The organism is Barrientosiimonas humi (assembly GCF_006716095.1).
In the GTDB taxonomy this organism is placed as follows: Bacteria; Actinomycetota; Actinomycetes; order Actinomycetales; family Dermatophilaceae; genus Barrientosiimonas; species Barrientosiimonas humi.
The window spans coordinates 1,732,249-1,751,581 of sequence record NZ_VFOK01000001.1 but is presented as its reverse complement, the minus strand read 5'-3'; the positions used below and the strand labels follow the sequence as shown (position 1 = coordinate 1,751,581).

Here is a 19,333-nt window from a genome sequence, read left to right as displayed (position 1 = left end):
GCTGCCCGCGCAGGTCGCGGCGCCTCAGGTCCGCAGCAGCAGAGCGGCGGTCGCGCTCGCGACGGCTAGACCCACGACCAGGGCCGAACGGGCGGCGAACGCGCGAGCCTCGACCACCACGCCGGCGCGGCGGCAGCGGTCGCGCCACAGCAGCGTCGCCAGCGAGGCGTGCAGGGTGATCAGCGGGCCGACGTTGGTGCCGATCAGCAGCGCCATCAGCCGGGTCGGGTCGTGGTCGAGCGCGGGCTCGAGCGCGAGGTAGGCGGGAAGGTTGTTGACCCCGTTGGCGAGGAGCGCGGCGACCGCCGGCACCTGCCACAGGGGCGCGTCGGACAGGTGCCGGGTGAGCGTCTCCACCGGAGCGGTCTGCGCCACGACCAGGACGAGGAGCAGCAGGACGCCGGTGAGCCCGATCATCCGCCAGGGCAGCTGCACCTGGGGGAGCAGGGCAGCGTCGCGCCACGCCGTCAGCACCACGAGTGCGACCGCCGCGGCCGTGGCGGCCGCCGCCGGTGGCACCCCGGCCACCACCGCGGCGGCGAGCGCGACCAGCACGCCGGTGCTGCCGGCCAGGAGCCACCGGTCGTGCTCCCCGGCGGGCGGGGCGAGGGCGTAGCGCCCGGACAGCTCGTGGCGGAAGAGCACCGCGAGCGCCACCACGGTCGCGACCACCGCCGCCAGCGCCGGCGCCCAGGCCAGCGCGAGGTACTCGTGGGTGCCGAGCCCGAGCTCCTGGAAGCGGTGCAGCGCCAGCAGGTTCGTGAGGTTGGAGACCGGGAGGAGCAGCGAGGCGGTGTTGGCCAGCCACACCGTCGTCATGGCGAACGGCAGCGCCGGCAGGCGCAGCTGGCGGGCGACGGCGATCACGACGGGGGTGAGGAGCACCGCGGTCGTGTCGAGACTGAGCAGGACGGTGCTGACCGTGGACAGCACGACGACGAGCAGCCACAGCAGCCAGGTCCGGCCGCGCCCGGCCCGTGCCGCCCGGTGTGCGGCGACATCGAACACGCCTGCGAGCGTTGCGATCTCGGCCACGACGGTGATGGCGAGCAGGAAGAGCAGGACGGGGAGCACCCGCCCGGCCGCCTCCGTCGCCAGGGCGGTCACGGCGTCGTGCGCGCGGTGGTGTCGAGGATCCAGGGGCGACCGGCGCGGGCCGGTTCGTGCAGTGCGACCTCGAAGCCCGGTTCGAGCACCTCGGCCAGCCGCGCGGGGGTGCGGGCGTCGACCCCGGCCTCGCACAGCGCCCGGGTGACCAGCCCCCGGGTGTGCTTGGCCATGTGGGTCGCCCCCGGCACGCGGATCTGGACCCAGCGACGAGCCAGCTCCTCCTCGGGAGCCCAGGCGGCGACGTACGTCGAGGAGCGGCAGTCCACGACCACCCCGCGGCCGGCGGCCTCGGGCAGGACGCGCGCCAGCTCGGGACGCCAGGCGCTCGCGAGCGGCCCGACACCCTCGAGGTTGACCGCCATCGACGCGCGGTAGGGCGCGACCCGGTCGCGCAGCCGGACGGCGCCGTAGAGCGCGGAGACCACGACCACCCAGCGTCGCGCGCGGCGCAGTGCCGCGGCGTCGAGCGAGCCGACGTCGAGCGCGTCGTAGAGCACCCCGGTGTAGAGGTCCTGGGCGGGCAGCGCCGGAGCCGAGGTCAGGCGCGTGTTGCGCGCGATCTCCTCGACGAGGTTGGCGCTGACGCCGAGTCTCGTTGCGGCGTCAGGCTTCTCGCTGGTCGCAGCCAGCGCGTCGGCGACCCGGCGACGGGTGTCGGTGAGCTCGGGGAAGGACAACCGCTCCAGGTCGACCGGGCGGCCGCGCGGGCGGGTCTGCTTGGTCTGCGAGGGCGGGAGCAGGATGAGCACGTCGCGAGGTTAGAGGGGACGTCATGGGTGGCGCAGGCTGGGCCGGGTCATGGGCTTGCGCCGACGCGGGCGGCGCGGTGCCTAGGGTGTGGGACATGCCGAAACGACCGATCGTCGCCCCGCAGGCCACTCCCGGATCGCCGGAGCAGCGCGGACCGCTGGAGCAGTCGTTCCAGGCGCTGCGCGAGGAGCTGGGGCTCAGCGAGACCTATCCGCCCGAGGCGGTGGCCGACGCCGAGCGCGCGATCGCCGAGCTGGCGCTGCCCGAGCGCGACGAGACCGCGGTGCCGTTCTTCACCATCGACCCGCCGAGCGCGCGGGACCTCGACCAGGCGATGTTCCTGGAGCGGGCGGGCCAGGGATACCGGGTGCGGTACGCCATCGCCGACGTCCCCGCGTTCGTCACTCCGGGCGGTCCGCTGGACGCTGAGACGCGGCGCCGCGGCCAGACGATGTACTTCCCCGACATGCGCATCCCGCTGCACCCGGCGGTGCTCAGCGAGGAGGCGGGGAGCCTGCTGCCGGGCCAGGTGCGCCCGGCGTACGTCTGGGACTTCGAGCTCGACGCGCAGGGCGAGGTCGCCTCCGCCACGGTCTACCGCGCGCAGGTGCGCAGCACCGAGCGGTTCGACTACGAGCAGGTGCAGGCCGAGGTCGACGGTGGCTCGCCACGCGAGAGCTTCGCGCTGCTGAAGGAGATCGGCGAGAAGCGGATCGCGCTGGAGCGGGCCCGTGGCGGTGCGTCGCTGCCGATGCCCGAGCAGGAGGTCACCCTCGTCGACGGCTCCTACCGGATGCACCTGCGCCCTCCGGTCGCGAGCGAGGACTGGAACGCCCAGATCTCGCTGATGACCGGCATGGCCGCGGCCGACCTGATGCTGCAGGCCAAGGTCGGCATCCTGCGCACCATGCCGCCCGCCGACGAGCAGGCGATCGCCCGGTTCCGGCGCCAGGCGAAGGCGCTGGGGGTGCCGTGGGAGGAGGGCGTGCCGTACGGCGAGTTCCTGCGCACTCTGGAGCGCACCGACGGCCAGCACCTGGCGCTGATCTATGCGGCGACGTCGCTGTTCCGCGGCGCCGGATACACCCCGTTCGACGGCAGCACGCCGGAGCAGGTCGAGCAGGCGGCGGTGGCCGCGGCGTACGCCCATGTCACCGCGCCGCTGCGGCGGCTGGTCGACCGGTTCGGGCTGGTGATCTGCGAGTCGGTGGCGAACGGTCGTGAGGTGCCGGGGTGGGTGCGCGAGGCGCTCCCGACGCTGCCGGAGCTGATGAAGGCGAGCGACACGATCGCGGGCAAGGTCGAGCGCGGCAGCGCCGACGCCGTCGAGGCCGCGATCCTCAGCGACAAGGTCGGGCAGACCTTCGCGGCAGTCGTGGTCGAGCAGCGCGACAAGGGGAAGCTGCAGGTGCAGCTGGTCGACCTCCCCGTCGTCGCGACCTGCCAGGGTCAGGCCGAGCTGGGCTCGACCGTGCAGGTCACGGTCGTCGCCGCGGACATCGCGGCACGCACGGTGACGTTCGAGCTCGCGAAGGGCTGAGCGACGCGGCTCAGCCGCCCCAGACGCCGTCGTCCCAGGCGCGCGCCAGGACCCGGTCGTACGGCTCGAGGTCCAGGCCCTGCTGCTCGACCCACGCGTCGGCGTCGGCCGTCTGGCAGTACCGCTCGGTGTGGTCGTTGACCAGCGTCACGATGCTGCCGGCGCGCCCCGCAGACTGCATCTCGCAGGCGAGCAGCAGCGCGCCGTAGAGGTTCGTGCCGGTGGAGGCGCCGCCGCGGATCCCGGTGCGGCTCTTCAGGAATCGCATCGCCGCGACCGATGCGGCGTCGGGCACGCCGAGCATCCGGTCGACGACCTGCGGGACGAACGACGGCTCCACGCGGGGCCGCCCGATGCCCTCGATGCGCGACCCCGCGCCGGTGCCGCCCTCGCCGGCGAACGACTTCAGGAACGCCGACCCCTCGGGGTCGACCACGGCGAGCCGGGTGTCCAGGCCGCGGTATCGGGTGAACCGCCCGATCGTCGCGCTGGTGCCGCCGGTGCCGGCTCCGACCACGATCCACTCCGGCACCGGGTGCCGCTCCAGGGCGAGCTGGTCGAAGATCGACTCGGCGATGTTGTTGTTGCCCCGCCAGTCGGTGGCGCGCTCGGCGTAGGTGAACTGGTCCATGTAGTGCCCGTCGGTCTCCTCGGCGAGCCGCCGCGCCTCGTCGTAGACCGCCGAGGGGTCGTCGACCAGGTGGCAGCGCCCGCCCTCGGCCTCGATCAGCGCGACCTTCTCGGGGCTGGTGGAGCGGGCCATGACGGCGATGAACGGCAGGTCGAGCAGCCGCGCGATGTGCGCCTCGCTGATGGCGGTGGAGCCGCTGGAGGCCTCGGTGACCGTGGTGCCCGGGCCGATCCAGCCGTTGCAGATGCCGTAGAGGAACAGCGAGCGCGCCAGCCGGTGCTTCAGGCTGCCGGTCGGGTGGGTGGACTCGTCCTTGAGGTAGAGGTCGACGTCCCACCCGGCGGGCAGGTTGACCTTGTGCAGGTGCGTGTCCGCCGAGCGGTTCGCGTCGGCGAGCAGCCGGCGCACGGCCTCCTGGGTCCAGCTGCGGTCGACAGGGGCGGAGGCGGTCACATCGCGGACGGGCTGCACGGGACCTAGGATGGCCCACCGGTGGATGAGCCGGTCAGGCGGCCGCGTCACGGATCCGTCCGTGCCGAGGAACGTCCGGGCTCCGAAGGGCAGGGTGGTGGCTAACGGCCACCCGGGGTGACCCGCGGGACAGTGCCACAGAGAGCAGACCGCCGGGCTTCGGCCCGGTAAGGGTGAAACGGTGGTGTAAGAGACCACCAGCGTCCCAGGCGACTGGGGCGGCTAGGTAAACCCCACCCGGAGCAAGGTCGGACAGCATGCGTTCGAGGGCGGCCCGCCCGAGCATGCGGGTAGACCGCTGGAGGCGACTGGCAACAGTCGTCCTAGATGGATGGTCGCCAGCCGCGCGTGGGCAACCGTGCGCGGCGACAGAACCCGGCGTATCGACCGGCTCATCCACTGCCGGGCGGGGAGCTGGCGGGAATCAGGCCGCTGAACTAGGGAAGCGCATCGAAGCGCGCTTTGCGAATCGGCGTGTTCTGCTGCGTTCGACACGGACCTCACACGGACCAGGGGGCGGCGTTTCGCGCTGAGACGGGCCAAAGTCTTGGCTCCCGCACAGCTTGTACGCCCGCGCCCGGCTAGCCTCTGCGCATGCGATCAGGGGAGGGCCCGTGAGTGGTCTGCCGGCGGTCTGTGGGAGCTGCGGGGTCGCGTTCGTCACGGACCTCATCGACGTCATGCCCGGCGCGACGGTCCACCTCACGGGAAACCAGATCACCTGCCCTGGATGCGGCGGTTGGGCACGCGTGCTGGACGGCGTCTTCGCCGGGTCTGGGGGCGCGCTCTCGGAGGTGCGGAGCGGGCCGCCGACCACGCGGGCTGTTGTGTCCGCTCTCAGTCGCGCGGTTCACGAGGCTGGCGTCGAGGCTGAGGTCGCGCGTCGGCTCGCGCAAAGACTCCACCAGTTGCGCGAGGAAGGGCGCTCGGAGGAGGAGCAGCTGAAGGCGGTCCGCGAGGCGAGCCCGACGCTGGCTGCGAAGGTGCTGACGATCCTCAGGGACCCGGCGTGGAGTGGGGTCGGGGCCGTGATCGCCATGTTGGCCCTTGTACTGACGCTGGTTGGTCAGGGCGCAGACGCGGACGTCCCCAGAAACACACCGCCCACGCCGTCAGGGCCACCGTCACCACCAGGAACGCCCAGCGGGCAGCAGGAGGCCCCGCTGCCATCCCGGCGGCATTCGCCGTGATCACGAGGACGTGTTGGCTCGTGACCGAGCCCCCGTGGTTCTGAGTTGGCAGCCTCCCCGCGCTTCACGCCTGAATCCACACCAGGTGAAACCGACATACCTACCGCCGGCGACGCGCGTACGCCCTCGTCGGGAAAATTCGGGTCGCGAACCCGTTCTGGTCATGCGGTCGGTCATACCGTCAGCCTCACGGCGATAAGGGGCGCGGCCATGAAGAGTTCGGTAGCAGTCGCAAGTGTTCTCGCAGTCATGATGTTGGCGTCGTGCGCTGGAGGAAGCTCCAGTCCGTCAACCGTCACGGTGACCGTCACTGCCTCCCCGCCCAACGCAGGCGCGGACGCAGCCGACACGCCCCCGGCACCGGACGCAGCGACGACCTCGTACGACGGACAGGCGCTGCCGTTAGGGACCGAGGCGACCGTCGAGGACGAGTTCAGTATCACCGCGCTGAAGTTCGAACCGTCCGTGACCGTGACGTACGAGGACCAGGAGTTCCTCGGTCTTAAGGCAGGGCAGCAGTGGGCTCGCATCCAGGCCAAGATCTGTGCACTGAGCGTTCCCGTGGAGGCGTCGTGGGTCGGCTGGGAGGCGTCGACGGCCGACGGGATCGCCTTCCAGACGCCTGACTCCAGCTTCACCGACCCCTTTCCGCGCCCGCTCTTCCCGGATGGACTCAACACAGTGCCGCCGGGTCAGTGCCGGCAAGGCTGGGTCTACTTGGGAATCGACAAGGGCGCGGCTGCGGACAAGCTGACGTACACCGCCATCGGAGCAACCCCCATCACCTGGCAGGTGAGCTGACGCCTGACGCGGGATGCGATGCCGGGGACTCCGCGTGGCCCCTCTTCGTTGGGGCAGGTCGTGCACCACCTGGGACTGGTGCACCAGGCGCCCCAACGAAGAGTCGCCGCGCAGGGTTCTCCCGGGCGGGCGGCGTACGGTCGGACCAGCGACGGAAGGGGCGAGAGCCATGCGCAGGGCGGCAGCACTGGGCGCGCTGGTCGCGCTCACCGTGACCGGGTGCGGCAACGGGGGCGGGGGAGGCGAGCCGGGCGGGAGTACGTCCGCGCCGGCCCCGTCCAGCACGTCGCCCTCGCCGACCAAGCCGTCCGAGACCAGCGACCCCAGCCAGCGCAGCGCGACCGGCGACCCCGGCGACCCCACCGGGTCCGCGTCCACGCCGCCCCGCCGGGCCGGGACTGCGCCGGGCTCGCAGGTCGCGCGGCAGCTGGAGGCGCACCTGCGCAAGACGGCCCCGGGCAGCCGGGCCGACACGCTGCGGTGCACCCCGATCCCGCGGTACGTCGGTGCCGACTCCGGGTGCTCGGCGACGGTCGACGGGGAGCGGGTGAGCTACGAGGCGCGCGTCGTCTCGGTCGACGGCGACCGGGTCTCGGTGACGTTCCAGCGCATCGGGGCGCCCAGCGCGAGCATCCCCGTGCGGCCCACCACCTGAGACCAGCGGCCCCGAAGGAGCGCGGACTCAGCCCGAGTCCAGTGCGCCCTCAGCGCGGGACAGGGCCGCATGCTTGACTGGCGCGATGGCCGAACCCAAGAACACCCTCAAGAAGGTCGCTCGACGGGTCCCCGGGGCGCGGGCCGTGCGCGACACCCTGCGCGCCCGCAAGGTCGGCGTCGGAGCCGCCCCCGCCACGTCGAGCCCGCCCCCGCCCCCGCCCGCAGACCCGATCGCCAAGGCGATCACCGCCGAGTTCGACTTCACGCTGCCCAAGACCAGCAGCATCCTCGTGCTCGGTGACGAGGTCGAGCGGGTGGCCTCCGAGCTGCGCACCCGCGGGTTCTCCACCATCACGACCACCACCGACGCGTCCGCGCTGGCCACGTTCGGCGACGACCAGTTCCGCGTGGTCGTGGCCACCCGCGGGCCCGACGCCGACTTCGACCGCGAGCTGCTCGGGCACGTCGCCCGGGTCGCGAGCACCGTCGTGCTCGTCCAGCCGCAGGAGCAGGTCACCGTCAGCACCAGCCTGCTCGAGCAGGCCGGCTTCACCGGTCGCTCCGAGCACCCCGTCGAGGGCGCCGAGAAGGAGACGATCTCGGTGCTGCGCCGCATGGAGGCGCAGTCGACGCTGCACGACTTCTGGCGCCAGCCGCTGCCGCACGGCAACACCCCGCAGGCCTACCTCGGCCCGGTCCACCGCAGCCGCGCGCTGCACCGGCTGATCAAGGACCTCGACGGCGACAGCAAGATCCTCGAGGTCGGCTGCAACGTGGGCCGCAACATCGCCTACCTGCACGACAACGGCTACCCCGAGGTCGCCGGCATCGAGATCAGCCCGCACGCCGTGAAGATGCTGCGCGAGAAGTACCCCCAGCTGGAGGGGCGTGAGGTGCACATCGGCCCGGCCGGCGACATCCTGCCCGGGTTCGAGGACGACTCGTTCGACCTGATCTACACGATGGCCGTCATCGAGCACCTGCACCCGGTCGAGGCCGCCCCGGTGTTCGACGCGATGGTCCGGGTCGCCCCGAACATCCTCGCGATCGAGCCGGAGAACCGGCTCAGCCACCGGCAGTACCCCCACGACATCGTCAAGGAGTTCACCGACCGCGGCATGGTCCACGTGTCGACGACCCCGATGGTCGAGGCGATCACCGACCACTACGAGGCGGCGATGGAGGACTACCAGGCCTACCGCTTCGTGCGGGCGGACCGGGCAGGCGCCGGGAACGCCACGGACGGCGCCGCGGCCTCCGCCTGAGCGGCTAGCCCCGAGCGCTCAGCTCCAGGACGTCTCCCGCGGGCGCCCCTCGTCGTAGCCACTGGCACTCTGCACGCCGACGAGGGCGCGCTCGCGGAACTCCGCGATGCTGCGCGCGCCGGCATAGGTGAAGCTGGAGCGCACGCCCGCGACGATCGAGTCGATCAGGTCCTCCACGCCCGGCCGCTCCGGGTCCAGATACATCCGCGACGAGGAGATGCCCTCCTCGAACAGCGCCGAGCGGGCCCGGTCGTACGCACTCTGCGCCTGGGTGCGCTGGCGCACCGCCCGCGCGGAGGCCATGCCGAAGGACTCCTTGAACATCCGGCCCTCGGGGTCGCGGGCCAGGTCGCCCGGGCTCTCCCAGGTGCCGGCGAACCACGAGCCGATCATCACGTTGCCCGCACCCGCGGCGAGCGCCAGGGCGACGTCGCGCGGGTACTTCACGCCGCCGTCGGCCCACACCTGGGCGCCCTCGTCGACCGCGGCGGCCGCGCACTCCAGCACAGCGGAGAACTGCGGCCGGCCGACGCCGGTCATCATCCGCGTGGTGCACATGGCCCCCGGACCCACACCGACCTTGACGATGTCGGCGCCGCCGGACAGCAGGTCGCGCACGCCGTCGGCCGAGACGACGTTGCCGGCGGCGATCGGCACGGGCACGCCGTGCTCGTCGGCGTGGATGTCGCGCGCCTGACGCACCAGCTTCAGCGCGTCGAGCATCTTGTCCTGGTGGCCGTGCGCGGTGTCGACCACGAGCACGTCGGCGCCGGCCGACAGCATCGTCTCGGCCTTGGCCTGCACGTCGCCGTTGATGCCGATCGCGACGCCGAGCCGCAGCCGGCCCCGGGCGTCGAGCGCGGGGGAGTAGATCGCCGAGCGCAGGATCCCCTTGCGGGTCAGCACGCCGACGAGGCGCCCGTCCTGGGTGACCGGCGCGAGCGCGATGTGCTGGTGGGCGAGCCGGTCGAAGGTCTCGCTCGGGTCGGCCGACGCATCGACCGTGACGAGGTCGGTGCTCATCACGTCGGCGACGGTCGCGAACCGGTCGACGTCCTGGCAGGCCTTCTCGGTGACCACGCCGAGCGGGCGGCGCTGGTCGTCCACGACCACCACGAGCCGGTGGGCGCGCTTGCCGATCAGCGCCAGCACCTGCGAGACCGGGGCGTCGGGGCCGATCGTCACGGGCGTCTCGAACACCGGGTGGCGGCCCTTGACGTAGTCGATCGTCTCCTGCACCGCGTGCACCGGGATGTCCTGCGGCAGGATCGCCATGCCGCCGCGCCGGGCGACCGTCTCGGCCATCCGGCGACCCGAGATCGCGGTCATGTTGGCGACGACGAGCGGGATCGTGGTGCCGATGCCGTCGGGCGTGGACAGGTCGACGTCCATCCGGCTCGTCACCGACGAGCGCGACGGGACCATGAACACGTCGTTGTAGGTCAGGTCGTACGGCGGCAGCTCGTCCTTCAGAAATCTCACGGGCGAATTCTAGTTCTGCTGCGTCTCCTCCTCCGGGTGACCGTCGCACGCTCCGGCCACCCGGCATCGTCGACACAGCCTTGAGTGGCCTGGGTTGGATTGGTCGGCGTGCTTGGCTGGCCTACGTTGCAGGCATGAGGTTCACGCATCTGGGGCACGCCTGCCTGCTCGTCGAGACCGGCGGCACGTCGGTGCTGATCGACCCGGGCAGCTTCTCCGACTTCGACGACGTCACCGGCCTGGACGCCGTGCTCGTCACCCACCAGCACGCCGACCACCTCGACCGCGAGCGCATCCGGGCGCTGCTCGACGCCAACCCCGACGCGCGGCTGCGCACCGACCCCGGCTCCGCCGAGCAGCTGCAGGCCGACGGCATCGAGGCGACCGTGACCGTGCCCGGGGAGCCGTTCACGGTCGGCGACCTCGAGGTCACCCCGGTCGGCGAGCTGCACGCCGTCAACCACCAGTGGGTGCCCCGCGTGCCCAACGTCGGTCTGCTGCTCGAGGCCGACGGCGTACGCCTGTTCCACCCCGGCGACGCGCTCGACGCCGACCCGGGCCGGGTCGACTACCTCGGCGTGCCGGTCAACGCGCCCTGGTGCGCGATCCGCGAGACGCTCGACTTCGTCCGCCGGATCGAGCCCACCCGCGCGATCGTCCCGATCCACGACGCGCTGCTGGCCGAGCAGGGCCGCGCGATGTACCTCCAGCACCTCGGCGACTTCGGCCTCGAGGGCGGCGTCGAGGTGCTGGACGGCGCCGACCGCCAGCCCCGCGAGCTGTCCGGCTGAGGGTCGATAGCCTTTCGGCCATGAGCCTTGCCGTCGAACCCGTCCTCGACCGCACCGAGTGGGACGCCATCGTCGACGACGCCGGCGGCCACCCCCTGCAGCTGTGGGGCTGGGGCGAGCTGAAGGCTCGCTACGAGTGGACCGCCCACCGCTACGTCGTGCGCGACGGCGACCGGGTGGTCGGCTCGGCCCAGGTCCTGCTGCGGCGACTGCCGCCGCCGTTCCGGTCGCTGGCGTACGTCCCGCGCGGGCCGCAGGCCGCCGAGGGTGACCGCGCCGCCGTGCTGTCCGCCCTCGCCGACCACGTGCGCCGCGAGCACGGGCCGGTGGCGCTGACCGTCGAGCCCGACTGGCCCGAGCCGTTCTCGCCGATGCCCAAGGGCGAGGCCGACGACATCGCCGAGGCCGAGCTCGCCAAGCCGGTGACCGGCTGGCTCGCCCAGGTCGAGGCGGCCGGCTTCCGCCGCTCCGCCAGCACCGGCCTCATCCCGCGCACGCTCGTGGTCGACCTGACCCGCGACGAGGACACGATCCTCAAGGAGCTGTCGTCCTCGACCCGGCAGAACGTGCGCAAGTCGTTCCGCGCGGAGAACGTCCGGTTCGGCGAGGTCACCACCGACGCCGACCTGGAGCAGGTGCTCGCGATCAACCGGGAGACCGCCCGCCGCGCCGACTTCGCGGTGCACAGCGACGACTACCACCGCGGCATCCGCGACCTGATGGGCGAGCGGTCGCAGCTGCTCGCGGCCTGGGAGGGTGACGAGGTCGTCGCGTTCGTGTGGCTGGTCGTGTCGGCCGAGACCGCCTTCGAGCTCTACGGCGGGGTCAACCCGCGCGGCATGAAGCTGCGGCTCAACTACGGCCTGAAGTTCCACGCCATGAAGCACGTCAAGGCCCAGGGCGTCGAGCGGTACGACTTCAACGGGCTGCTCAACGACGGCATCTCCGACTTCAAGCGCCAGTTCGCCAAGCACGAGGACCTGCTCGTCGGCACCTGGGAGAAGCCGCTGTCGCCGCTGTACCCCGCGTTCGCCACGGCCCTGCCGCTGGTGCGCTCCGGGCTCAAGCGCGGGCTCCCCGCGGTCAAGAAGGCCGCGCGCGACCCCCGGGGCGCGGTGCGCGAGCTGCGCGAGCGGGACCGGGCGGTGCGCGCGAAGCAGTAGCCCGGGGCTACTTCTTCTTGCCGCCCTTCTTGGCGCCCTTGTCGGTGCGGCTGGCCATGCCCGCCCGGTCGTGCGCGGTGCGGGCCGCGCCGACGATGCCCGCGGCGTTCTTCAGCTTCGCCGGCACGATCGGCGTGCGCAGGTCGAGCAGCGGGAGGTACTCGTCGGCGTCCTTGGACACCCCGCCGCCCACGACGAACAGGTCGGGCCACACGAGGTTCTCGACGACGGTGTAGTAGCGCTGCAGCCGCTCGGCCCACTGCGGATACGTCAGCCCCTCCTCGGTGCGTGCCCGCGACGAGGCCTTGCTCTCGGCGTCGAACCCGTCGATCTCGAGGTGGCCGAACTCCGAGTTCGGCACGAGCACACCGTTGTTCAGCAGCGCGCTGCCGATCCCGGTGCCGAGCGTCGTCATGACGACGAGCCCCTCGGTCCACTTCTTCGCCGCGCCGTAGTGCCACTCGCCGAGCCCAGCCGCGTCGGCGTCGTTGAGCACGGTGATGTTGCGGCCGAGGCGCTTCTCCAGCTCCTCCTCGATCGGGAAGTCGGTCCACGACTTGTCGATGTTGGCGGCGGTGCGCACGACGCCGTGGGTGACCACGCCGGGGATCGTGATGCCCACGGCCTCGTCACCGATCTCGGCGGAGAAGTGCTCGACGATCTGCACCACGCAGTCGGCGACGGCCTCCGGCGTGGACTTCTCCGGCGTCGGCACGCGCAGCCGGTCCTTCGCGAACTCGCCCTTGTCGAGGTCGACCGGCGCACCCTTGATGCCCGAGCCGCCGATGTCGATCCCGAGCGGGTACTGCTTGGCCTTGGCCATGGATTCTCCTCGTGCTCCAGGTCTTGCGGGTGATGTACGTCTACGGCCGGGTGAGGATCTCAGGGCCCGACTCGGTGATCAGGATGGTGTTCTCGAACTGTGCCGACCAGCTGCCGTCGGCGGTGACAACGGTCCACTCGTCGTCCCACATGATCCAGTCGGGGGTGCCGAGGTCGAGCATCGGCTCGACGGTGAAGGTCATGCCCGGCTCGATGACGTCGGCGTGCGCCGGGGCGGCGTCGTAGTGCGGGATGACCAGGCCGGAGTGGAACGTCTCGCCGATGCCGTGGCCGGTGTAGTCGCGCACCACGCCGTAGCCGAACCGGCGGGCGTAGCGCTCGATGACCCGCCCGATGACGTTGACCTCGCGGCCGGGGAGGGCGGCCTTGATGCCGCGGTGCATCGCCTCCTCGGTGCGGGTGACCAGGTCGCGCACCTCGGGGGCGACCTCACCGACGAGGAAGGTGGCGCAGTTGTCGCCGTGCACGCCGTCGACGAAGGCGGTGATGTCGATCTTGACGATGTCTCCGTCCTGCAGCGGGCGGTCGTCGGGGATGCCGTGGCAGATGACCTCGTTGACCGAGGTGCACAGCGACTTGGGGAACCCGCGGTAGCCCAGGGTCGAGGGGTAGGCGCCGTGGTCGAGCAGGAACTCGTGGCCGACCCGGTCCAGCTCGTCGGTGGTGACGCCCGGCGAGACGGCCGCGCCCGCGGCCTGCAGCGCCTGGGCGGCGATGCGCCCCGCGACGCGCATCCGCTCGATGGTGCCGGCGTCCTTGACCTCCGGCCCGGTCCACGGGGCGGGAGAGGTGCGGTCGACGTACTCCGGGCGGGCGATGGCCGAGGGCACAGGGCGTCGCGGTGCGACGCGGCCGGGACGCACAGCCGTGGTCTGGGACATGCGCCCGAGTGTATGAGGGGCGCTGTCACCGGCCACCCATAGAGTGGGCGAAAGAGGGCGTGCGTGAGCGCACGCAGCACGACGCGCACAGGAGGAGCCGACGATGGCGTACTGGTACAACGTCTCGACCGGTCAGGTCGAGCAGGACGGTCAGACCGAGCCCAAGGGCGAGCTGATGGGTCCCTACGAGACCCGCGAGGAGGCCGAGTCGGCCCTGGAGCTCGCGCGCAGGCGCACCGAGGCCTGGGACGAGGAGGACCGCGCCTGGGAGGAGGGCGGCTCCGCCGACGGCACCACCGACAACGGCTGAGGCCCACCCGCCGGAGCAGGCACCGGCGGCGCATCGGCCCCCAGCGCCGCCGGTCGGTCCGTCGGCACCGGCTCGGCGAGGCGCAGCCGCAGGTCGGTCGCGAAGCCGCCGGCGGCCCGGCCGACCCGGCGGGCACTGGTGATCACCGGGTCGCCGCCGCGCGCGTGCCAGACGAAGCCGGCCGCGCGCACCCGCCGCACCAGGTCGACGTCCTCGTGCAGCGGCAGCGGGGCGAAACCGCCGACGTGGGCGTAGGCGCGGGCGCTGATCCCGAGGTTGGCCCCGAACACGTGCTCGTGGCCGTCACCCAGGTCGTGCCGCGCGAGCCACGCGGCCAGCTGCGCCGGCGTGAGCGAGCGCGCGTCGGGCAGCACGCTGCCCATCACGAGCTCGATGCCGAGCGAGTGCGCCTCGACCTGGTCGCACAGCCAGCTGCGCGGCACCCGCGAGTCGGCGTCGGTGCACGCGAGCCACGACACCGCGACGCCCGTGCGCAGCAGGTGGTCGGCGCCGGCCGCCCGCGCGAGCCCGACGTTGCCGGCGCTGATCGTCAACGCCTCCACGCCGGCCGCCGCGGCCACGGCGCCGGCGCTGCCGTCGGTGCACGAGTCGAGCACGACCACCGCGCGGGCGCGCCAGCGCGTGCGCCGGTGCAGCTCGTCGACGGCGACCTGCAGGTGCTCCAGGCACTCGGGCAGCAGCGCCTCCTCGTCGCGCGCCGGCACCACCACACCCATGACGGGTCGCTCGATCATCGTTCCTCCAGGACCGTGAGTCGGTAGTCGCGCTCGGCGCGCTCCAGGGTCGGCTCCAGCCCGAGCGCCGCCACCAGGTGCGCGTGCGCCGCCTGACCGTCGGGCCAGGGCCAGCCGTCGACCTCGTGCCGCCAGCTGCACACCAGCACGAGTCCGCCGGGCGCCAGCGCCGCGCGGGCCTGGTCGGCGAGCCCGTCGAGCTCCTCCGGCGACAGGAAGTAGGCGATCTCCGAGACGACCACCAGGTCGAACCGCCCGTCGGGCCAGTCCTGCGGGAGCCGCGCGGTGCGTACGTCCACGTGGGCCAGCCCCGCCAGGCGCCGCTGCGCGGCAGCCACGGCGGTCTCGCTCAGGTCCAGGGCGGTGACCCGGTGCGCGCGGGCGGCCAGCTCGGCGGTCAGCGCGCCGATCGAGCACCCCGCGTCGAGCACGTGCTCGAAGGTGCGCCCGGCGGGCAGCGCGTCCAGCGTCGCCGCGCGCTTGTCGTGCTCGTAGGCGCTCGCGCCGACCGCCCACGGGTCGGCCGAGCGGCGGTGCAGCCGCTCCAGCACGGGCCGGGTGGCGTCTCCCGCCGGATCGACGAAAACCTCTGTGCCGCGGTCGAAGTGGCCCAGCATGTCGGCGCTCAGCAGCAACTCGTCGCCGGGTTCGTCCGACAGCGGCTCGACCTGGCTGCGGTGCCGGGCGAGCGCGGTGCGCTTGGCCGCGTGGTCGGCCTCCGTCAGCGGCAGGGCGACCAGCCGGTCCCACGGCAGGTCCTGCGGCCGGCCCCAGTGCCACGCCCAGACGGGGTACTCCAGCAGCAGCGCCCCGGTCTCGCGCGCGACCCGCTCGGCCGCCTGCGCCGCCGCCTCGTGGTCGGGGTGACGGTCGCCCTCCCAGGGGGCCGCCAGCACGGCACCCACGCCGACGTCGCCGACGATCTCGCGCAGCAGCGAGGTCGCGCTGTCGACGTGCTCGGCGAGGCGCCCGTCGGGCAGGCCCGGCTGCCGAGGACGTACGTCGGGGGCGAGGGCGTGCACGGCGTGCGCCACCTCGCGCCGGCGGATCTCGGCGAGCTCCTCGGGGGTGCGGGTGGGGGAGTCGGGGTGCGAGGCCTCGCCGTCGGACAGCACCAGCACCTCGACCGGGATGCCGCGGCCGTGGGCGTGCGCGATCAGCCCGCCCGCGCCGAGCGTCTCGTCGTCGGGGTGGGCCGCGACGACCACGAGCAGCCGGGTGCCCGGCTGCAGCTCGAACGCGGGTGGCGGACGGTCCTCGAGCGCCGTCAGCCAGTCGGCCTCCGGCGTGCCGCGCATCGCGTGGTGGAAGCTCATGACGCACCGTCCTGCTGCAGCGCCTGACCGAGTGCGGCCGCGTCCCGCTCGGCGTGCTCCTGGCGCAGGTAGAGGTGCAGGTCGGCGACCCGGCGGGCGTGCCGCTCCTGGGAGACCAGCGGCCCGGGCCCGGTCGCGCGGGAGGTGCGGGCTAGCACGTCGTCGCCGACCTGGCGGACCAGGCCGCGCACCCGCCGGGCGAGCAGCTCGGTGGACCGGCCGGCGGCGCCCTGGCCGCTCGCGTCGATCTGCGCCGCGGCGTGCTGCAGGGCGGTGCGCGCCGCGAACAGCGCGGTGTCGGCCTCTCCGAGGTGCATCAGGGCCACCTGGTCGGGCTCCCGGCCGGGGCGCGGGTGCAGCAGCTCGGCGACCGCGGTGGCCCCGCCGTACCAGCACGCCGCCACCCCGACCGCGCCCCACCAGAAGCCGGGCCGCGTGAGATACCACCCGTCCTCGCCGACGGGGACGGCCGGAACGTCGGTCAGGTCGATGCCGACCGAGGGGATCAGGGCCATGCCGCGCGCGATCCACCGGTCGCTCGACTCGACCGCGACGCCCTCGTGGCGCAGCGGCACGGCGAACAACCGGCGGGTGCGCTCGCCGGTCCAGGCGGTGACCAGCGCGTGGGTGAGCCGGCGACCGAGGGAGCTCCACGGCTTGTGCCCGCTGACGGTCCAGCCGTCGCCGCGCCGGGTCGCGGTGACGCGCACGCCCGGGCCCTCGGCCGCGAAGACGCCCCAGGTCGCGCTCGGCCCGACACCGATGGCGTCGAGGTTCGGGGGTTCGGGGGCCTGGTCGAGGATCGACAGCGCGTCCAGGTGCGGCTCGACCGTGCGCGCGACGACCAGGTCGACCGCCGCCACCCGCGAGAGCAGGTCGAACAGCCGCAGGGTGTCGCCCGAGCCCGGTCGTGGGGCCTCCCGGCCGAGCCCCGGCAGCTGGCCGAGGGTCGCGCCCACCGGGTCGTCGAGCTCGGTAACCTCCCCGGCCCAGCGGGTGACCCTGCCGACGAGGTCGTCGGACGGGTCGAGCAGGGCCCCGTCGGTGGTGGTGTCGGTCAGCACGGCACGGCTCCTCGTTCGGCCTCCGCCACGGCCCAGCGACGCTCCAGGAACGGCTCGTCGTGCAGCACGCTCATGCCGTCGGGCAGGGGAGTGGGAGGCAGGGTGACTCCTCGGGCAAGATCGCGAGCGTCCCTGGCGGACAACAGGTTCGGCACCTCCAGGTCGGTCAGCTGGTCCACGGTGCGCCCGAGCAGCAGCGGCTGCCGCAGGTCGACCCGTCGGGGCGATCGGGCCAGCGCCGCCGGTGGCGGGGAGCCCGCGTGCACGCGCGGGTCGTGGCGGAGCGGGCCGGGCACCTCGTCGCGGTCGAGGAGCCAGACGCCGACGTCGTCGCCGCGCAGCAGCTCCCCGACGCAGGTCAGCGCGGCGGCGGCTCCGCTGCGCCCGAGCCGCAGCGTCACCAGCACCCGCGGCACCGGGTGGTGCACGCCCGGCGGGCGGGCCGAGCGCAGCGGGATCCGGTCGGCGAGCGCGAGGGACTCCAGGTTCTTGCGGTCGCGGATGTCGAAGCCGCGACCGGCCAGGTCGGGCCCGTCGTGCCAGGCGACCGCGTCGGGGGCGTGCACCAGGTCGGCGCCGGCCACCCACGCGCGGAACGCCAGGTCCCAGTCCTCGCCGCCGTACCCCACCATCGACGCGTCGAACCCGCCGATCCGCTCGAACAGTCCCCGGGTGGTGGCCAGCACCGCGCTGATCACCAGCCGGAAGTCCTCGGGACCGGCCGCGGTCAGGTTGCGGGTGCGGGCGTAGCCCCCGGTGAGCCAGGCGGGGCTGCCGAGGTCACGGTCGGCCGGGACCTGCTCGCGCACCAGGTGGTGCAGGATCTGCGCGTCGCCCAGCCCCTCGAGGCGCACGTGCCGACGCCGCCCCACGGCCAGCACGCCGTGCCCGCGCTCGTGCCGGGCGATCGCCTCGACCATCGCCCGCACGAATCCGGGCGCGGGCAGCGTGTCGCCGTCGAGGAAGATCAGCGGGTCGCCGCAGGCGTTCGCCGCCCCGAGGTTGCGGGCGGCGGCGGCGCGGAACCCCTGGCGGTCCTGGCGCACCAGGCGCACCGGCAGGCGCACGTCGGGCAGCGCGGGCGGCTCGGGCGAGCCGTCGTCGGCGACCACCACGTCGATCGGAGGTGCGCCGCGCTGCTGCTCCAGGGCCTGCAGCACCCACCGCAGGCGCTGGGGGTCGTCGTAGTGCGGGACGACGACGCTCACGCGGGGACCGGTCATGCCAGCGCCCGTTCGCCGACGGCCAGCGCCTCCAGGCGCGCCGCCTCGGCGGTGTCGACGACGGCCGTACGCCCGTCGCCCGGGTCGATCCAGGTGCTCACCTCGCCGCTCAGCGCGGCGGCCATCCCCGCGGCGAGGTCGTCGACGACGGTCACCGCCCAGGGGTACCGCGCGGCGAGCTCGCGGGCGTAGCCGCCGTCGAGCGCCACCGGCCGCCGGCCGTGCCCGATCCAGGTGGCGGCGCTGCCCGACGCCGACGCGTGCCGGTGGGCCAGGACGGGCACCACGGGGCGGGTCAGCTCGCCCGCGAGGTCGGCGTCGTCGACATAACCGGTGACCCGCAGCCGGCGCCCCTGCTCGGCGGCCCCGGCGGCCAGCTCGTCCAGCAGCCCGTCGTGGCCGGGGGAGGGCGCGCCCAGCACGTCGAGCCCGACCTCGGCCGGCAGGTCACGCATCGCCGCGAGCACGTCGAGGTGGCCCTTGCCGGGATAGACGAACCCGAGAACCGCCACGGCAAAAGGGGTTTCGGCGCTCGCCCCGGCGGGCCGGTGCACGCTGCGCTCGACCGGCAGCGGCACGACCTCGATCGGGGTGTCGCTGTCCCCGCAGCGCTCCAGCGCCTCGCGCTCGTGCTCGCTGGCGACGACGCAGACGGCGGCGGCCCGCCGCATCCGCCCGTATGCCCGCGCCCGGCGGGCGTACCGCTCGGCGCCCTCCGCGGGCTGGGGGACGTCGTGCAGGGTCAGCGTGGTGCGGCACCGGTCGGCGAGGGCCTCGACGAGGTCGGCCGCGGCGGCGGGCGAGCCCGCGAGCAGGTGGTCGGTCAGGTGCAGGTGCACCGCGCCGGCCCCGTCGGCGGCAGCGAGCAGCGCGTCCACCGTCGGGTGGGCGGGCAGGCGGCGCACGACCGCGTCGCCCGCGCCGGCCAGGGCCAGCGCGTGGCGCGTGACGCCGTGCTCCTGCGGGCCCACGACGACATACGTCGGTGTCTGCGCCATACCTGCGACGCTAGGAGAGACGGGGCGACGTCACTACCCCCGCACGGGTGCTTTCGGGCCCCCCAGAAACCTCCGGGGGGGTGTGGGGAGGG

At 73.6% G+C, this 19,333-nt stretch carries 17 protein-coding genes and 1 other RNA gene; 7 read left to right on the top strand and 11 right to left on the bottom strand.

Annotation, left to right across the window (positions count from 1 at the left end; genetic code table 11):
• Positions 1–24: 24 nt before the first annotated feature.
• Both FB554_RS08130 and FB554_RS08125 read right to left on the bottom strand, forming a co-directional pair.
• Complete coding sequence (locus tag FB554_RS08130; protein WP_211344557.1) at positions 25–1,107, bottom strand: SLC13 family permease; 1,083 nt, start codon at positions 1,105–1,107, stop codon at positions 25–27.
• Entirely contained in the window at positions 1,104–1,859 is a 756-nt protein-coding gene (locus FB554_RS08125; RefSeq protein WP_142005494.1) for a YaaA family protein, read from the bottom strand. Before FB554_RS08125 ends, FB554_RS08130 begins: the two co-directional genes overlap by 4 nt.
• 95 nt (positions 1,860–1,954) lie before the next feature.
• On the opposite strand from FB554_RS08125, the gene FB554_RS08120 reads away from it, so the two are divergent.
• A complete protein-coding gene (locus FB554_RS08120; RefSeq protein WP_142005493.1) occupies positions 1,955–3,400 on the top strand; it encodes an RNB domain-containing ribonuclease in 1,446 nt (481 codons plus the stop codon).
• A 10-nt stretch (positions 3,401–3,410) separates the two neighbouring features.
• Here FB554_RS08120 and FB554_RS08115 read toward each other — a convergent pair whose 3' ends face one another.
• Entirely contained in the window at positions 3,411–4,502 is a 1,092-nt protein-coding gene (locus tag FB554_RS08115) for a PLP-dependent cysteine synthase family protein (RefSeq protein WP_142005492.1), read from the bottom strand.
• A gap of 26 nt (positions 4,503–4,528) precedes the next feature.
• On the opposite strand from FB554_RS08115, the gene rnpB reads away from it, so the two are divergent.
• The 4 genes from rnpB (at position 4,529) to FB554_RS08095 (ending at position 8,415) form a co-directional block, all read left to right on the top strand.
• An RNA gene (gene rnpB / locus FB554_RS08110) (RNase P RNA component class A) lies at positions 4,529–4,901 on the top strand.
• Between the two features lie 1,091 nt (positions 4,902–5,992).
• On the top strand, positions 5,993–6,493 hold the full coding sequence (locus FB554_RS08105) for a hypothetical protein (RefSeq protein WP_142005491.1): 501 nt from the start codon (positions 5,993–5,995) through the stop codon (positions 6,491–6,493).
• A gap of 169 nt (positions 6,494–6,662) precedes the next feature.
• Positions 6,663–7,148, top strand: coding sequence for a hypothetical protein (locus FB554_RS08100; RefSeq protein ID WP_142005490.1), 486 nt, complete (start codon positions 6,663–6,665; stop codon positions 7,146–7,148).
• Between the two features lie 85 nt (positions 7,149–7,233).
• Positions 7,234–8,415, top strand: coding sequence for a class I SAM-dependent methyltransferase (locus tag FB554_RS08095; RefSeq protein WP_142005489.1), 1,182 nt, complete (start codon positions 7,234–7,236; stop codon positions 8,413–8,415).
• An 18-nt stretch (positions 8,416–8,433) separates the two neighbouring features.
• On the opposite strand, the gene FB554_RS08090 is transcribed toward FB554_RS08095, so the two are convergent.
• Positions 8,434–9,897 (bottom strand): GuaB1 family IMP dehydrogenase-related protein, encoded by a 1,464-nt coding sequence (locus FB554_RS08090; protein ID WP_142005488.1) that lies wholly within the window; start codon positions 9,895–9,897, stop codon positions 8,434–8,436.
• Between the two features lie 134 nt (positions 9,898–10,031).
• Between FB554_RS08090 and FB554_RS08085 the strand changes: the two genes are divergently transcribed.
• Together FB554_RS08085 and FB554_RS08080 are read left to right on the top strand one after the other, a co-directional pair.
• Positions 10,032–10,688, top strand: a complete 657-nt coding sequence (locus FB554_RS08085; protein ID WP_142005487.1) for an MBL fold metallo-hydrolase — start codon at positions 10,032–10,034, stop codon at positions 10,686–10,688.
• Between the two features lie 20 nt (positions 10,689–10,708).
• Positions 10,709–11,851, top strand: coding sequence for a lipid II:glycine glycyltransferase FemX (locus FB554_RS08080; protein WP_142005486.1), 1,143 nt, complete (start codon positions 10,709–10,711; stop codon positions 11,849–11,851).
• 7 nt (positions 11,852–11,858) lie between these two features.
• Here the strand turns inward: FB554_RS08080 and ppgK are convergent, their stop codons facing one another.
• The 7 genes from ppgK to FB554_RS08040 form a co-directional block, all read right to left on the bottom strand.
• Positions 11,859–12,674, bottom strand: coding sequence for a polyphosphate--glucose phosphotransferase (ppgK, locus tag FB554_RS08075; protein WP_142005485.1), 816 nt, complete (start codon positions 12,672–12,674; stop codon positions 11,859–11,861).
• A gap of 40 nt (positions 12,675–12,714) precedes the next feature.
• The gene (gene map, locus FB554_RS08070) at positions 12,715–13,575 is read right to left on the bottom strand and encodes a type I methionyl aminopeptidase (protein ID WP_142005484.1); all 861 of its coding nucleotides are present in this window, start codon (positions 13,573–13,575) and stop codon (positions 12,715–12,717) included.
• Between the two features lie 183 nt (positions 13,576–13,758).
• On the bottom strand, positions 13,759–14,640 hold the full coding sequence (locus FB554_RS17865) for a glycosyltransferase family 2 protein (protein ID WP_211344556.1): 882 nt from the start codon (positions 14,638–14,640) through the stop codon (positions 13,759–13,761).
• Positions 14,637–15,956: a PIG-L family deacetylase gene (locus FB554_RS08055; protein ID WP_142005482.1), complete on the bottom strand. Its 1,320-nt coding sequence runs from the start codon at positions 15,954–15,956 to the stop codon at positions 14,637–14,639. Before FB554_RS08055 ends, FB554_RS17865 begins: the two co-directional genes overlap by 4 nt.
• Positions 15,953–17,020, bottom strand: coding sequence for an acyl-CoA dehydrogenase family protein (locus FB554_RS08050; protein WP_142005481.1), 1,068 nt, complete (start codon positions 17,018–17,020; stop codon positions 15,953–15,955). Before FB554_RS08050 ends, FB554_RS08055 begins: the two co-directional genes overlap by 4 nt.
• Positions 17,014–18,243: a glycosyltransferase gene (locus FB554_RS08045; protein ID WP_142005480.1), complete on the bottom strand. Its 1,230-nt coding sequence runs from the start codon at positions 18,241–18,243 to the stop codon at positions 17,014–17,016. The genes FB554_RS08050 and FB554_RS08045 overlap by 7 nt, the downstream gene beginning before the upstream one ends.
• On the bottom strand, positions 18,240–19,241 hold the full coding sequence (locus FB554_RS08040) for a glycosyltransferase family protein (RefSeq protein WP_142005479.1): 1,002 nt from the start codon (positions 19,239–19,241) through the stop codon (positions 18,240–18,242). The genes FB554_RS08045 and FB554_RS08040 overlap by 4 nt, the downstream gene beginning before the upstream one ends.
• Positions 19,242–19,333 lie beyond the last annotated feature (92 nt).

Excerpts from the sequence above, each read along its gene's own strand:
- FB554_RS08120 (WP_142005493.1), top strand. The coding sequence starts at position 1,955 with ATGCCGAAACGACCGATCGTCGCCCCGCAGGCCACTCCCGGATCGCCG.
- FB554_RS08100 (WP_142005490.1), top strand. The coding sequence starts at position 6,663 with ATGCGCAGGGCGGCAGCACTGGGCGCGCTGGTCGCGCTCACCGTGACC.
- FB554_RS08095 (WP_142005489.1), top strand. The coding sequence starts at position 7,234 with ATGGCCGAACCCAAGAACACCCTCAAGAAGGTCGCTCGACGGGTCCCC.
- FB554_RS08085 (WP_142005487.1), top strand. The coding sequence starts at position 10,032 with ATGAGGTTCACGCATCTGGGGCACGCCTGCCTGCTCGTCGAGACCGGC.
- FB554_RS08080 (WP_142005486.1), top strand. The coding sequence starts at position 10,709 with ATGAGCCTTGCCGTCGAACCCGTCCTCGACCGCACCGAGTGGGACGCC.
- ppgK (WP_142005485.1), bottom strand. The coding sequence starts at position 12,674 with ATGGCCAAGGCCAAGCAGTACCCGCTCGGGATCGACATCGGCGGCTCG.
- map (WP_142005484.1), bottom strand. The coding sequence starts at position 13,575 with ATGTCCCAGACCACGGCTGTGCGTCCCGGCCGCGTCGCACCGCGACGC.
- FB554_RS17865 (WP_211344556.1), bottom strand. The coding sequence starts at position 14,640 with ATGATCGAGCGACCCGTCATGGGTGTGGTGGTGCCGGCGCGCGACGAG.
- FB554_RS08055 (WP_142005482.1), bottom strand. The coding sequence starts at position 15,956 with ATGAGCTTCCACCACGCGATGCGCGGCACGCCGGAGGCCGACTGGCTG.
- FB554_RS08045 (WP_142005480.1), bottom strand. The coding sequence starts at position 18,243 with ATGACCGGTCCCCGCGTGAGCGTCGTCGTCCCGCACTACGACGACCCC.
- FB554_RS08040 (WP_142005479.1), bottom strand. The coding sequence starts at position 19,241 with ATGGCGCAGACACCGACGTATGTCGTCGTGGGCCCGCAGGAGCACGGC.